The organism is Barnesiella sp. An22 (assembly GCF_002159975.1).
Lineage (GTDB): Bacteria > Bacteroidota > Bacteroidia > Bacteroidales > Barnesiellaceae > Barnesiella > Barnesiella merdigallinarum.
This window is the reverse complement of record NZ_NFJR01000001.1, coordinates 164,425-178,201: the sequence shown is the minus strand read 5'-3', so window position 1 is coordinate 178,201 and position 13,777 is coordinate 164,425. Positions and strand designations below refer to the sequence as shown.

The 13,777-nt window shown below is 55.8% G+C and carries 13 protein-coding genes; 8 read left to right on the top strand and 5 right to left on the bottom strand.

The features are described 5' to 3' along the window. Nucleotides 1–7: 7 nt before the first annotated feature. Nucleotides 8–1,021, bottom strand: a complete 1,014-nt coding sequence (gene murB / locus B5F38_RS00790) for a UDP-N-acetylmuramate dehydrogenase (RefSeq protein WP_087407753.1) — start codon at nucleotides 1,019–1,021, stop codon at nucleotides 8–10. A 4-nt stretch (nucleotides 1,022–1,025) separates the two neighbouring features. After that, on the bottom strand, nucleotides 1,026–1,958 hold the full coding sequence (locus B5F38_RS00785) for a hypothetical protein (RefSeq protein ID WP_143240879.1): 933 nt from the start codon (nucleotides 1,956–1,958) through the stop codon (nucleotides 1,026–1,028). Nucleotides 1,959–2,129: 171 nt separating this feature from the next. On the opposite strand from B5F38_RS00785, the gene B5F38_RS00780 reads away from it, so the two are divergent. The 8 genes from B5F38_RS00780 to B5F38_RS00745 all read left to right on the top strand — a co-directional run bounded on the left by B5F38_RS00780 (nucleotide 2,130) and on the right by B5F38_RS00745 (nucleotide 10,387). Continuing rightward, nucleotides 2,130–2,558 (top strand): hypothetical protein, encoded by a 429-nt coding sequence (locus B5F38_RS00780; protein WP_143240878.1) that lies wholly within the window; start codon nucleotides 2,130–2,132, stop codon nucleotides 2,556–2,558. Beyond that, on the top strand, nucleotides 2,545–3,816 hold the full coding sequence (gene bioA / locus B5F38_RS00775; protein ID WP_087407414.1) for an adenosylmethionine--8-amino-7-oxononanoate transaminase: 1,272 nt from the start codon (nucleotides 2,545–2,547) through the stop codon (nucleotides 3,814–3,816). The genes B5F38_RS00780 and bioA overlap by 14 nt, the downstream gene beginning before the upstream one ends. Next, nucleotides 3,816–4,979, top strand: a complete 1,164-nt coding sequence (locus B5F38_RS00770) for an 8-amino-7-oxononanoate synthase (RefSeq protein ID WP_087407413.1) — start codon at nucleotides 3,816–3,818, stop codon at nucleotides 4,977–4,979. The genes bioA and B5F38_RS00770 overlap by 1 nt, the downstream gene beginning before the upstream one ends. Further along, a complete protein-coding gene (gene bioC / locus B5F38_RS00765) occupies nucleotides 4,976–6,361 on the top strand; it encodes a malonyl-ACP O-methyltransferase BioC (protein WP_087407412.1) in 1,386 nt (461 codons plus the stop codon). The genes B5F38_RS00770 and bioC overlap by 4 nt, the downstream gene beginning before the upstream one ends. 2 nt (nucleotides 6,362–6,363) lie before the next feature. Then, on the top strand, nucleotides 6,364–7,011 hold the full coding sequence (gene bioD / locus B5F38_RS00760; RefSeq protein ID WP_087407411.1) for a dethiobiotin synthase: 648 nt from the start codon (nucleotides 6,364–6,366) through the stop codon (nucleotides 7,009–7,011). Nucleotides 7,012–7,202: 191 nt separating this feature from the next. Next, on the top strand, nucleotides 7,203–8,372 hold the full coding sequence (locus B5F38_RS00755) for an NlpC/P60 family protein (protein WP_241147780.1): 1,170 nt from the start codon (nucleotides 7,203–7,205) through the stop codon (nucleotides 8,370–8,372). Between the two features lie 8 nt (nucleotides 8,373–8,380). Beyond that, nucleotides 8,381–9,511, top strand: a complete 1,131-nt coding sequence (locus tag B5F38_RS00750) for a dipeptide epimerase (RefSeq protein ID WP_087407409.1) — start codon at nucleotides 8,381–8,383, stop codon at nucleotides 9,509–9,511. Between the two features lie 90 nt (nucleotides 9,512–9,601). Then, a complete protein-coding gene (locus B5F38_RS00745; protein ID WP_087407408.1) occupies nucleotides 9,602–10,387 on the top strand; it encodes a formate/nitrite transporter family protein in 786 nt (261 codons plus the stop codon). A 95-nt stretch (nucleotides 10,388–10,482) separates the two neighbouring features. Here B5F38_RS00745 and glmM read toward each other — a convergent pair whose 3' ends face one another. From glmM to B5F38_RS00730, 3 genes are read right to left on the bottom strand one after another with little or no spacing between them, the layout of a single operon-like run. Continuing rightward, a complete protein-coding gene (gene glmM / locus B5F38_RS00740) occupies nucleotides 10,483–11,874 on the bottom strand; it encodes a phosphoglucosamine mutase (protein WP_087407407.1) in 1,392 nt (463 codons plus the stop codon). A 9-nt stretch (nucleotides 11,875–11,883) separates the two neighbouring features. Further along, the gene (locus B5F38_RS00735) at nucleotides 11,884–12,468 is read right to left on the bottom strand and encodes a DUF4827 family protein (RefSeq protein WP_087407406.1); all 585 of its coding nucleotides are present in this window, start codon (nucleotides 12,466–12,468) and stop codon (nucleotides 11,884–11,886) included. Nucleotides 12,469–12,482: 14 nt separating this feature from the next. Beyond that, nucleotides 12,483–13,520 (bottom strand): bifunctional oligoribonuclease/PAP phosphatase NrnA, encoded by a 1,038-nt coding sequence (locus tag B5F38_RS00730; protein WP_087407405.1) that lies wholly within the window; start codon nucleotides 13,518–13,520, stop codon nucleotides 12,483–12,485. Nucleotides 13,521–13,777 lie beyond the last annotated feature (257 nt).

Here is a 13,777-nt window from a genome sequence, read left to right as displayed (position 1 = left end):
TATCTATTTATCCAATATAATTCACTTCGGGATTGATGGTAATGCCATAGGTCTCCTGTACCGACCGTCTTATTTTCTCGGCCAGTCTCACCACGTCGTCCGGGCGGGCATTGTGTTTGTTGATGAGCACCAGGCACTGCTTTTCATACACGGCAGCACCGCCCTCCTCCTTGCCCTTCCAGCCGCAACGGTCAATGAGCCAGCCGGCAGGCACCTTCACATGCGCCTCGTCTACGGCATAGTGCGGCATATCGGGGAATCGTACTTTCAGCTGTTCGTACTGCTCGACCGGGATGACCGGGTTCATAAAGAAACTGCCGGCACTGCCGTATTCGTCGGGCTCGGGTAACTTGGAGCGACGGATGTCGATTACCGCCCGGCGTACATCGGCGATGGTGATGTGGTCGCCGGATAGCGAACTGCGCAGATTGCCGTAATCGAGATGCAGTTGCGGATGCTTCTGCAACCGATAGGTCACCGCCGTAACGATATATTTCCCCTTCAAGGCGTGTTTGAAGATACTGCTGCGGTAGCCATACTCGCACTCGGCATTCTGGAATACCCGAGGCTGCCCGGTAGCGATTTCGATGGTCTCGACCTCGGCGATAATATCCTTTACCTCCACGCCATAGGCCCCGATGTTCTGCACGGCACTGGCCCCTACCTCGCCCGGGATATACGACAGATTCTCGGCTCCGCCCCACCCTTGGGCTACACAATGGGCCACGAAGTCGTCCCACACGACACCTGCACCCACCTTGATGAAGACCTCCGAGTCGGTCTCGCTCAGCAGTTCGACCGTGCGGATGGCCGAGTGCAACAGTACCCCGTTGTAGTGTTCGTGAACAAACAGCAGATTGCTCCCCCCGCCCATCGGCAGGAAGGGGTGATGCTGCAACAAATCGGAGTGCAGCAACGAGACCAGGTCGTCTACCCGGTCGTATTCGACAAACCAACGGGCATACACCGGCATACGGAAGGTATGCAAGGCCTGTATAAAATAGTTTTCTTCGATTCGTATCATACTATAATCTATATTCGGTCAGCAAGCCATCGACAAAAAAGAGATAGGCCCCCGAGTTATATATCCATTGTTCTCTCAATCCGCTGTAAGTGGGTATCTTCTTCACCTCGTCGGGGTTGCCCAGCGACAGCTTGCACTCGGCCTTGGTCATGCCGGCCTTTACCCGGCTCAAGGTGATTTGCTCCCAAGCCTCGTCCTGTATCTCCTTGTATTGCAACCGGGGATTCTCGAAGGAGAAGAGCCGGTCGAACGTAATGTATTGCGAGCGTGCCGAAGTCAACAGCGACATGAATACCCCGGCCTCGTTGCCTTTGTCGTCCTTGAACCACACCTCGACCGGCAGCACGTTGTTGCCCGGGCGGATGTCGAGCACCTCGACCGGTATCAGCTTGCGGCCGTCTATCGCATCGCCGTTGCGGTCGTACCACATGGGGGTCTTGATATAGAGGGTGCGCCCTTTCAACAACGAGCGGGCCATGTTCAGGTCGTCGAGGTCGATAAAGGGCGGTATCAGCGGCGTGTATTTCATTCGTGCGATTTCGGCCCGAGTCTTGTCGGTATCGTAGCGGAATTTGTACCCTTCGCACTCAAACAGGAGCACCACCTTCTTCTCCCCACCGAAAGGGCTCTCTTCGACACTCCCCGTGTAAGTGAAGATTTTACCTTTCAGCGATACGCTGTCGGGGAAGGTAGGTCGCTCGGCCTGAAAGACAAACGAAAGTTTTTCGTCGGTATAGTAAAACGCCTTCCCCACGCGCCACGAGTCGCACCCCTGCGGTACGAAATACGATTCGATAAAGGCATCTTCGGGGCTCTGTTTCTCGGCCCGATTCTCTTCGGGCAAGGTGATTTTACCGGTACTCTCGACCCCCGTAAAGCACGAAGTCATCGACAGCAGGCTTAATATCGTTATATAAATCAGATTTATCCTCATATTTCATTTCTCTTATTCCGCCTTGCTCCATCGCAAGGCGAGATACATCAGATTTCATAGCTGTGCATGAGCAAAGATACGAAGAAACTGCCAATGTAAAGAAGAAAGATTTATGAAATTCTCTCTTCACAACCAATAAACGAAGATTATTTTTTGTACTTTTGCCCACGTATGAAAACCGTCACTCCCATTTTGATTCGCCGTGTGCGATTCCGCCGATGGAACCGCCACAGCTATTCGACCTTTTGCAGCATAGGCCGCTGCATCAACATCGGGAGTGTGCGCAAGGAGATAGCCGACCAGTCGCTCAAGAAGGGACTAGTCTCACTCGATGCTTGCAACCGGAAAGATACCGTATGGACCGAACACGATGAGGGTCTGCCCGACGACTCCTCGCCCGAGTTGTCCGAACTGCAACCCCAGGCCATGGAGGCCCTGGCTCTTCGTTCGGTGTCGCCCCTTGCGGTCGATGCCCCTGCCCGGTCTGTATCTGCTTCTATGGTATATACTCGATTCCGACATAACGGTCCGACGACCGCCTTATGCCGGATTTTCTATTTTTGTCACCCCTTAAAATCGTATGCTTATGGACAATTTTGATGCCGAACATTTGTGGCACCCCTATACCTCGACCATCAATCCGCTGCCTTGTTATCCGGTAAAACGGGTCGAGGGGGTTTATATCGAACTCGAAACCGGCGAGCGGCTCATCGACGGTATGTCGTCGTGGTGGGCTGCCGTCCACGGATACAACAACCCGGTATTGAATCGGGCGGCCGAAGAGCAACTCAAGGCCATGTCGCACGTGATGTTCGGCGGGCTTACCCACCGCCCGGCCATCGAGTTGGGCAAACTGCTCCTGCAGATCGTACCCTCGACCATGCAACACATCTTCTACTGCGACTCGGGGTCGGTATCGGTCGAAGTGGCTCTGAAAATGGCGGTACAATACTGGTACTCGCGCGGCGAATCGAAAAAGTGCAATTTCATCACCATACGGTCAGGATACCACGGCGACACGTGGAATGCCATGTCGGTATGCGACCCGGTGACGGGCATGCACTCCATCTTCGGCAGCGCACTGCCGGTGCGCTATTTCGTGCCCTCCCCCTCCTGCCGATACGACGGTGAGTGGGACCCCGCCTGCATCGAACCCCTCAAAGAGGCTATCGAAGCCCATCACGACGAACTGGCCGCCCTTATCCTCGAACCCATCGTGCAAGGGGCCGGCGGCATGTGGTTCTATCACCCCCAATACCTGCGCGAGGCCCGTGCCTTGTGCGACCGCTACGGCCTGCTGCTTATCTTCGACGAGATTGCCACCGGATTCGGCCGCACCGGCAAACTCTTTGCCTGGGAACACGCCGGCGTTACCCCCGACATCATGTGTATAGGCAAGGCACTCACCGGCGGCTACCTGACCATGGCGGCTACCCTCACCACACACGAGGTGGCCGACACCATATCGCGCGGCACACCGGGCGTATTCATGCACGGTCCTACCTTCATGGGCAACCCGCTGGCTTGTGCCATTGCCCGGGCTTCGGTCTCGCTGCTGCTCTCGTCGGGCTGGCAGGAGAAAGTGGCTGCCATCGAGGCCCAGTTGATACGCGAACTGGCCCCTGCCGCCACCCTGCCCCAGGTGGCCGATGTGCGCGTATTGGGAGCCATCGGTGTCATCGAGACGAAGAAGCCGGTCGACATGGCCTCCATTCAACGGCAGTTTGTCGAGCATCGGGTGTGGGTACGACCTTTCGGCAAGCTGGTCTACATCATGCCTCCGTTTATCATCACGAGCGAACAGCTCACCTTCCTCACATCGGCTCTGGTCGATGTGGTTAAAAATCTGGAATCATGATGGATAGCTACGCTTCTCAACTCGATGCGCTGTCCCGGAAAGGGAACTTGCGCAAACTGCCCGAGATGGAGCCGCAAGGGCTCTATCTGGTGCGCGACGGGCAGGAAATGCTGAACCTCTCGTCGAACGACTATCTGGGATTGGCCGACAACGTGGCGCTGAAGAGCGAATTTCTGCAAACGCTCGACCCACGGAAGTGTCGCTTCTCCTCCACCTCGTCGCGTCTGCTCACGGGCAACTATCCCGTATACACCCGGCTCGAGGAACGGTTGGCCCAACTCTACGGGGCCGAGAGCTCCCTCGTATTCAACAGCGGCTACCACGCCAACAGCGGCATCCTGCCGGCCGTGACCGACAGCCGGTCGCTCATTCTGGCCGACAAGCTGGTCCATGCGAGTATCGTCGACGGCATCGGTCTCTCCAAGGCCCGCTGCATACGCTACCGTCACAACAACTACGAACAGCTGGAGCGGCTGGTGGCCGAGAATGCCGGGGAGTACGACCGCCTGTTTGTCGTTACTGAAAGTATCTTCAGCATGGATGGCGACGAGAGTGACCTGCCCCGGCTCGTGGCGTTGAAACACCGCTACCCCAACCTCTATCTCTACCTCGACGAGGCGCATGCCTTCGGGGTGCGCGGCCCGCACGGACTGGGTTGTGCCGAAGAGCATGGGGTTATCGGCGACATCGACTTTCTGGTAGGTACATTCGGCAAGGCCGCCGCCTCGGTAGGAGCCTTTGTCATCTGCTCCGAAGAGATGAAGCAGTACCTGGTCAACACCATGCGTACTCTCATTTTCACCACAGCACTCCCCCCGATCAACCTCGAGTGGACCCTCTTTATTGTCAACAAGATATGCGACATGACGGAACGTCGGGAGCACTTGGCCCGGATAGGCCGCCGCGTGCGCGAAGTACTCAACCCGTTGAACGGCGGCATCCTCAGCAGCAGCCACATCATACCCTATGTACTGGGCGAATCGGAACGGGCCGTCGACGTGGCCCTGCGGCTGCAACGCGAAGGGTTTTACCTGCTGCCGGTGCGTCCGCCCACGGTTCCCGCGGGCACGTCGCGCCTGCGCATTTCACTCACCGCCGAGTGTAGCGAAGCCGACATCGAGCGGCTTGTCTCGACCATACAACAGATACAATCGAGCCTATGATACAGCATTTCATTTCACGCCGAGGCAGCGACGACCTGATTCTCTTCTTTGCCGGCTGGGGCATGGATACCCGCCCTTTTGCCGAACTCGAGCACATCGGGTGCGACTGCTGCATCTGCTACGACTATACGACGCTCGACTTCGACACGAGCCTGCTTGCCGGATACAAAAATATCGAGCTCTATGCCTGGTCGTTCGGGGTATGGGCCGCCTCGGTGGTCTTGCCCGATACGGACCTGCCCATCCGGCATGCGACGGCCATCAACGGCACCCCCTGCGGCATCGACCCGGAGCGGGGCATATCGCCCGAGATATTCCAGGCTACCCTCGACCACCTCGATGCCGCAAGCCTGAACAAGTTTTACCGCCGCATGTGCAACGACCGCGACTCCCTGAGCCGCTTCCTCGAGGTGCTCCCCGACCGCAGCATCGACAGTCTGCGCAGCGAACTGATGGCTATCAGTAGCGGTATAGCCCGGCATCCGGCCCCCCGATTCCACTGGGACCGGGCCATCGTCGGGACCAAAGACCGTATATTCCCGCCCGAGAACCAGTTGAAGTCCTGGAAGGAAAACACCCCGGTCACAACTGTCGAAGCGGCTCACTACCTGCCATTCCGCCCTATCGTGCTCGAACACCGATTCGACAAGGCGGTTATCCGGAGCCGGTTCGAAAGCGCCGCCTCTACCTACGAGCAAGAGGGACTTATCCAAGACCGGATAGCCCGCCGCTTGAACGAGATGATACCCGACCGCCCGGCCGACGAATGCCGTCGCATTCTGGAAATCGGGTGCGGTACCGGCAAACTGACCCGTCTGCTGGTCGAGCGTTTCCCGCAGGCCCGGTTCACCTTGAACGACCTCTCGCCCGAGATGAAACGCCATGTCGAAGGGCTCCCCTTCGAACAGCTCGATTTCGTAGCCGGCGATGCCGAGCGAATCGACTTCGCAGGACCATACGACCTGATAGTATCGGCCTCGACCATCCAATGGTTTACCGATTTGGAGAGCTTCCTGAAACGCATTTCGGCCCGTCTCTCCGACTCGGGAACGATTGCTTTCAGCTCGTTTGTCGCCGGCAACTTGCCCGAGATTCGCACCCTGGCCTCCGTCGAGATGCCCTATTGGGAATACGACGACCTGCAACGGCTCTTCGGTCGCTACTTCCAACTCGACACCTTCGAACGCGAGAGCTACACGCTGCGTTTCGATACTCCGGTCGACCTGCTGCGCCACCTGCGCAATACCGGTGTAACGGGGACTCCGGGCAACCGACACAAAGGATTCAACTTTATCAAACGCTACCGCGAGACATTCGGCGAAGCTCACTCGTGCACGCTCACCTATTGTCCCGTCTATATCATTGCACACAAAAAGAGATAACTATGAAAGAAACTTTTTTCATTACCGGCATCGATACCAACATCGGTAAAAGTTATGCCACCGGCTGGCTGGCCCGCGAATGGAACCGCCAGGGCATCAAGACCATAACCCAAAAGATGATTCAGACCGGCAACGTGGGCCACTCCGAAGACATAGACCTGCACCGCGAAATCATGGGCATACCCATGACCGAGGAGGATAGGCAGCACATCACCTTCCCCATCGTCTACTCCTACCCGGCCTCACCGCATCTGGCTGCCGAGATAGACCACCAGACAATCCCCATCGACCGGATCGGCGAGTCGACTCGCATCCTGCGCGACCGCTACGACGTGGTTCTGCTCGAGGGTGCCGGCGGTCTCATGGTCCCCATTACCCGCGACTACCTCACCATCGACTATGTGGCCGACCAACATCTGCCGGTTATTCTGGTCACGTCGGGCCGGCTGGGCAGCATCAACCACACGTTGCTCTCTATCGAGGCACTGGAGAAGCGGGCGATTTCCCTCTACGGACTCGTATACAATACCTACCCCAAAGCCGACGAACTGATCGATGCCGACACCGAGGCGTACCTCCGGGACTATCTGGAGAAACACCACCCCGAGAGCCGGTTCTGGGTATTACCGCAGATTGATCTGACCCGCTAAATTCGACAAAAAGGTAACGGGCTATACATTTTGCAGGACAAAAAGACAGGATTTTTAAGATTTCTTGTTACCTTTGGAGGAGATAAGATGCGGTTTGGTATAAAAATCAAATGAACTTGTTTTTTTACTTTCGACGTTTGCATCTTTATCATACAATTTGTATCGTGCTAATTACCTTGAAATTCGACTTTATGCTCAGAACTCTATTCAAAACAATCTGCTGTGTGCTGCTCATTCTTCCCGCTATGGCGCAAGCTCAAACCGATTTTGTAAAAACAGCTATCGACGAGACGAAACGGCAATATGCCCCCGACTCACGTACCGCAATCTTTGCCGTAGAGGGCGAACTGCTGAACAACTCGCTGTGTGTACTGAAAGGCCGTTGCAACAACCGGCTGGCTGTCGAAGCCCTGCTGCACCGGCTCGATTCGGCAGGCATCGCCTGTGTCGACGGTATCAAGATGCTGCCCGATAAGAATCTGGGCTCGCTCACCCGCGGACTTGTCACCGTGTGCTGTGCCAGCCTGAGAGGTGGCCCCCGGCATGCGGCCGAGATGATGACCCAGGCCATCATGGGCACTCCGCTTCTCGTCCTGGAACGCGACAAGGCCTGGCTTCTGGTACAGACCCCCGACCACTACATTAGTTGGGTACCGGCCAACTCGGTAACCCTGCAGGACGAAGCCGGCTGGAAGGCCTGGCGAGAGTCTGCCCGGTATGTCTACACCGGCTACCAGGGCTTTGTGTATGATGCGCCCGACCGCAACGCCGGCATCGTGTCGGACATCGTGGCCGGTGCCATTCTGCAAGCCGACGGGAAAGCCCGCAAGGGGTTCGTTCCCGTTCGCTTCCCCGACGGCCGCAAAGGTTTCCTGAAGAGCGACGAGTGCTGCGACCTGGCCCAATGGGCTGCACGTCCCCTCGACATGAAGGTGGTGGTGCGGACGGCCCGGCAGATGATGGGCTCGACCTATCTCTGGGGCGGGACTTCGGTCAAAGGGGCCGACTGCTCGGGCTTCGTCAAGACCGCCTACTTCTGCAGTGGTGTGATTCTCTCGCGCGACGCTTCGCAGCAGGCACTTACCGGCGACATCATCCCGGCCGACCAATGGCAATCGTGCCAGACAGGCGACCTGCTCTTCTTCGGCGATGAGCGGGGCCGTGTAGACCATGTGGCTCTCTATCTGAACGACGGCGAGTACATCCACTGCTCGGGACAGGTAAAGCTCAACAACCTCGACCCGGCGGCGCCCGATTACCGGGAATCGAATTTCGTGAGCATCAGTCGTATGAAAACCAAAATAGGAACACCCGGAATCACGGCCGTAAAGGCTCACCCGTGGTATTTCGACCAAAAATAATCGTGACGATGGACCGACGGAATTTTTTACTGAAAAGTGCCATGGGCACTCTGGGGTTGAGCCTGGCGCCTACCCTTTTCAGCGGTTGCGGCAGCTCCGCACCCCAAGCGACCGGACGCGACCGGCTGGAACTTTCGTTCAAGCCCTATGACTTGAAGTTGAAACACGCCTTCAACCTGGCCAAGAACTCGCGCACGCATACCCCCGACGTGCAGGTGCAACTGCGCTATGGCAACTACATCGGTTACGGCGAGGCCTCCATGCCGCCCTATCTGGGCGAGACGCAAGAGTCGGTATGCCGGTTTCTCGGACAGCTCGATCTGTCGCAATTTACCGACCCCTTCCGTATCGAAGAGATTCTCGACTATGTCGACTCGGTAGCCCCCGACAACCGGGCGGCCAAAGCCTCGGTCGATATTGCCCTGCACGACCTGCTGGGAAAAATCATGGGGCAACCCTGGTATAAAATCTGGGGGCTCTCGCCCGAGAAGGCCCCGGCCACCTCGTTTACTATCGGCATCGATACCGAAGAGGTGGTGCGGCAGAAGTTGAAAGAGGCCGCCCCCTACCGCATCCTGAAGATAAAGATGGGGCTCGACAACGACAAGGAGTTGGTGCGCATCATTCGCTCCGAGACCGACCGGCCCATCTGCGTCGATGCCAACCAGGGGTGGAGCTCCAAGGAGTATGCCCTCGAGATGGTCGAGTGGCTCAAGGAGCAGAACTGCCTGTTTGTGGAGCAACCCATGCCCAAAGAGATGATCGACGAGCAGGCCTGGCTGCACGAGCGTGCCTCGCTGCCCCTCATTGCCGACGAGTTCCTGCAACGGCTGCCCGATGTGCGCCGGGCCTACGGCCTCTACGACGGCATCAACATCAAGCTGATGAAGAGCACGGGCATGCGCGAAGCCTACCAGATGGCCATATTGGCCCGAGCCCTCGACATGAAGGTAATGGTGGGCTGCATGACCGAAACCTCGTGTGCCGTGTCGGCCGCCGCGCAGCTGTCGCCGATGGTCGACTGGGCCGACCTCGACGGGAACCTGCTCATATCGAACGACCTCTTCGACGGCATGAAGATTGTCGACGGCATGATTTCGCTTCCCGACCGTCCCGGTATCGGCGTCGTTCCCCTCTAAGGGGCTATGAACCTATCGAGCTGCACCCTTCACGATGCAGTTTTTTTTAGGCTTTGTACATTCTGTAAAACGTATAATTCAAATTTTTCCATGTCATTCTCCACACCCTCCGAAATCGTTGCCCAAGTCGAACGGGCATCACTCAGTAAAGTAACCCTCTCTACCCCGCGCACTCTCGTCGCCGCCATGCTGGCCGGCATCTACATTGCCATGGGCGGCCTGCTGTCGCTGCTCATTGGCTACGGCTTTCCCGAGTGGACCGCCGGCAATCCGGGACTGCAACGCCTCCTCTCGGGCTGCATGTTCCCCCTGGGCCTCATTCTGGTGGTATTGGCCGGGGCCGAACTCTTCACCGGCAACAATGCCGTGTTAATTCCGGGACTGATGAACCGGAAATACGGCATCGCCCCCGTGTTGCGCAACTGGGCGCTGGTCTATGTCGGCAATTTTGTCGGAGCCCTTTTCTTCGTCTACATAATGATTTGGTGTGCCGGCATCGTCGATGCCGACCCGTGGAAGAGCGCCATCGTGCAGATAGCCCAGACCAAGACGAGCCTGCCGTGGGGCGTGGTATTCGTGAAGGGCATCGGAGCCAACTGGCTGGTATGTCTGGCTGTCTGGCTGGGATTCAGCGCCCACTCTACCGCCGGAAAGATGATGGGTCTCTGGTTCCCCGTGATGTGTTTCGTGGCCATCGGTTACGAGCACAGCATCGCCAACATGTTTTTCATTCCGCTGGGCATGTTGCAGGGGGCCTCGGTCACCTGGGGGCAATTCCTGCTCGACAATCTCGTACCGGCCACACTCGGCAATATCGTGGGTGGCGCCCTCTTCGTCGGGTGCGTCTATACCTACCTCTATCTCTCCCACAAATAACCCGTTCACAAACCCACCATACCAATCGAGGGGCACCCCTGTTGCAGGAGTGCCCCTCGGCTATATCGGTGAGTTGCGGTCTCTCGACCCGCAGCTTATTTTTTGGTCATCTCGGCAATTACGGCCATCACGCCGGCAGCAGCCTCTTCGGCCAATTCGGGTGTGCGGGCCTCGGAATAAACCCGGATAATCGGCTCGGTATTCGACTTGCGCAGGTGTACCCAGCTGTCGGGAAAGTCTATCTTCACACCGTCGATGTCGGTGATGTCGTACTGGGCATACTTGCTCTTCACGGCAGCCAGCAGGGCGTCCACGTCGATGTCGGGGGTAAGCTGTATCTTCTGTTTAGCAATGCTGTAAGCCGGATAGGTAGCTTTCAACTGGCTGACGGTTTTGCCCGATTTGGCCAGGTGCGAAAGGAACAGGGCAATACCTACCAACGCATCGCGACCGTAGTGGCTGGCGGGATAGATGACTCCACCGTTGCCCTCGCCGCCGATAACGGCTCCGGTCTGTTTCATCAGGGTAACTACATTCACCTCGCCCACGGCCGAGGCGTTGTATTGCTGTCCGTACGAACGGGTCACGTCGCGGAGAGCTCTCGACGAGCTGAGGTTCGACACCGTATTGCCGGGCGTGTGTTTCAGTACATAGTCGGCCACGGCAACCAGCGTATACTCCTCGACAAACATGTCGCCATTCTCGCAAACGATAGCCAGACGGTCTACATCGGGGTCAACCACGAAACCGACATCGGCACGACCCTCTTTCATCACCCCGGCTATCTGGGTGAGGTTCTCGGGCAGCGGCTCGGGATTGTGGGGGAATTTGCCATCGGGCGTGCAGTTCAGTTCGATGATATTCTTCACGCCCAGAGCCTTCAGCAAAGCGGGGATAACGATACCGCCCACCGAGTTGACGCAGTCGATGCCCACGGTAAAGTTGGCCTTGCGGATAGCATCGACATCGACCAGGTCGAGAGCCAGTACGCTCTCGATATGTTTCTGGGTGTAGGTATTGTTCACATACAGTTGGCCCAACTCGTCGACTTCGGCAAACTCGAAGTCCTCGGCCTCGGCGATGCGCAGCACCTCCTGTCCCTCGGCAGCATTCAGAAACTCGCCCTTCTCGTTAAGCAGCTTCAAGGCATTCCACTGCTTGGGGTTATGGCTGGCCGTCAGGATAATACCGCCGCAAGCCTTCTCCATGGTAACCGCAATTTCGGTGGTAGGCGTGGTGGCCAACCCGATGTTTACCACATCGAAGCCCATACCCATGAGGGTACCGATTACGGTGTGTTTTACCATTTCGCCGGAAATACGGGCATCGCGTCCTACTACAATCTTATTGGTCTTTACCGGTGAATTTTTACGAATAAAGGTAGCATAAGCTGCCGTAAACTTGACGATATCGAGCGGATTGAGCCCTTCGCCGGCTTTCCCTCCGATCGTACCGCGTATTCCTGAAATAGATTTAATAAGAGACATATAGCTTTATTATTTTGATTTATTGTATTGTACATAGTATAGATAAGGCATCACGGTCGAGGTCTCGGCAGTAAATCCGGCTTTGGCCCGGATGAGCAGATTGACCCGGCATTCATTCCCCAGGAAGTACATGGGGTACTGTATGCCCGTACCGTATTGAGTGGTCGACGACAGGGTAGTTTCGCCGAAGCGAATCGTAATGTAGTCGGAGGGGTTGGTATTCCCTACCGGCGAAGGATTGCTGCCGGCCACCAGCGCTTTCAGGTCGTAACGCAGGAAGCGCAGATTCACGTCGTTGCCCTTCTCGAAACGGTCGTTCATATCGCCCGGCTCGAGCACCTGCATGTAGACATTGCCGTCGGTATCGAGTTTGTAGTATGGTACCGCCAACGTGTCGTTGTTGGGGACATCCTGCAAGGAGATGAATACCGAGTCGGCCGGTATCTCGTTGATGACTATCTTGTCGGCCAGAAACGTTTTCACGGCCTTGTCTTCTTCTTTCAACAAGTCGGCATACGACTTGCCATCGTTACACGACGACAAAAGGGTTACGCCTGCGAACAAAACAATTAAAACTTGTGCTAACTTATTCATAATTTATCAATCGATTATTCTTTGTCTTTTGCCATATATTTGTCATAGAGGGGCAAGATGCTGCGCAGCAGAGCCTGAGCCTCTTCCATCGTTCCGTGAAATTCGCCGCCGGCCGCATTCAGGTGACCGCCGCCGTTGAAGTGTTCGGCTGCTACCTTGTTGACCGGGTAGAATCCCTTGGAGCGCATCGATACCTTGATATACTCCTTGTCTTCCCGCAGAAAGGTCGAGAAGCGGATACCCTCGATGCCCAGCGGCACATTGACCAGCCCCTCGCTGTCGCCCTTGTGGTAGTCGTATTTTTTCAACTCCTCACGAGTGAGCGAAATCAGAGCCGCCTTGTATTCGGGAAATATCTCCATCTTCTCACTCACGGCATAGCCGTTCAACCGTATCTTGTCGACCGTATTGGTATTGTAGACCAAGGCATAGATGCGGTCTTTGTTGATACCCAGTTTCACCAGTTCGGCAATGATGTAGTAAATTTCGGGAGTATTGGAGTTGTAGGTAAAGTTGCCGGTATCGGTCATCATGCCCGTATAGATGGCTTCGGCCGAGTAGAGGCTCATGCGGTCGAACATGCCCATGCGACAGATAAGGCGGAATATCAGCTCGCTGGTCGATGCCACCTCGGGATGCGAGATGGTGATGTCGCAAAACTCCTCGGGATTGAGGTGATGGTCGATGAGCACCTTCTTGGCTTCGGAGAGCGATACCGACTTTTGCAGGCGGTCGATGCGGTTGAGCGCATTGAAGTCGAGACAGAAAATGAGCTCGGCCTCGGTTATCAGTTTTTCGGCAAACTCGGGATAGCGCGTATAGACGACAATCTCTTTCGAACCCTTCAGAAAAAGCAGGTTCCTCGGCAACAGATCGGGAACGACCACGTTCACCTCCTTGCCCAGCCCATCGAGAAAATGATACAACCCCAACGAAGCTCCTATGGCATCGCCATCGGGAGAAACGTGGCAAGTAATGACGATCTTTTCTTTCTTCTCTATCAGTTTGCGTACTTGCTGTATTTTTTCTTCCGCAATTATTTTGTTAATCATCTATCGTTTTTAACGGGTTCTTACTCTTTTTATTTTGCACAAAGATAGCGCAAACGCCGACAATACCCAATAAAAAAACAGGCTATTCTGCCGGGTTCAGCTACATCTTTTCATTCAAGGCAAAGGTAAAAATTATTATCCACATATCGAATACTATTTTTGTTCATCTACATATTTTATCTATTATTACCCAAATCATATCGGTCAATCGGTTTTTCATTTGGCAGATAAAAGTTATCTTTGCCCCACTAAAACAG

Excerpts from the sequence above, each read along its gene's own strand:
- B5F38_RS00745 (WP_087407408.1), top strand. The coding sequence starts at position 9,602 with ATGTCATTCTCCACACCCTCCGAAATCGTTGCCCAAGTCGAACGGGCA.
- B5F38_RS00780 (WP_143240878.1), top strand. The coding sequence starts at position 2,130 with ATGAAAACCGTCACTCCCATTTTGATTCGCCGTGTGCGATTCCGCCGA.
- B5F38_RS00735 (WP_087407406.1), bottom strand. The coding sequence starts at position 12,468 with ATGAATAAGTTAGCACAAGTTTTAATTGTTTTGTTCGCAGGCGTAACC.
- bioC (WP_087407412.1), top strand. The coding sequence starts at position 4,976 with ATGATACAGCATTTCATTTCACGCCGAGGCAGCGACGACCTGATTCTC.
- B5F38_RS00750 (WP_087407409.1), top strand. The coding sequence starts at position 8,381 with ATGGACCGACGGAATTTTTTACTGAAAAGTGCCATGGGCACTCTGGGG.
- B5F38_RS00755 (WP_241147780.1), top strand. The coding sequence starts at position 7,203 with ATGCTCAGAACTCTATTCAAAACAATCTGCTGTGTGCTGCTCATTCTT.
- B5F38_RS00770 (WP_087407413.1), top strand. The coding sequence starts at position 3,816 with ATGGATAGCTACGCTTCTCAACTCGATGCGCTGTCCCGGAAAGGGAAC.
- B5F38_RS00785 (WP_143240879.1), bottom strand. The coding sequence starts at position 1,958 with ATGAGGATAAATCTGATTTATATAACGATATTAAGCCTGCTGTCGATG.
- bioA (WP_087407414.1), top strand. The coding sequence starts at position 2,545 with ATGGACAATTTTGATGCCGAACATTTGTGGCACCCCTATACCTCGACC.
- B5F38_RS00730 (WP_087407405.1), bottom strand. The coding sequence starts at position 13,520 with ATGATTAACAAAATAATTGCGGAAGAAAAAATACAGCAAGTACGCAAA.
- bioD (WP_087407411.1), top strand. The coding sequence starts at position 6,364 with ATGAAAGAAACTTTTTTCATTACCGGCATCGATACCAACATCGGTAAA.
- glmM (WP_087407407.1), bottom strand. The coding sequence starts at position 11,874 with ATGTCTCTTATTAAATCTATTTCAGGAATACGCGGTACGATCGGAGGG.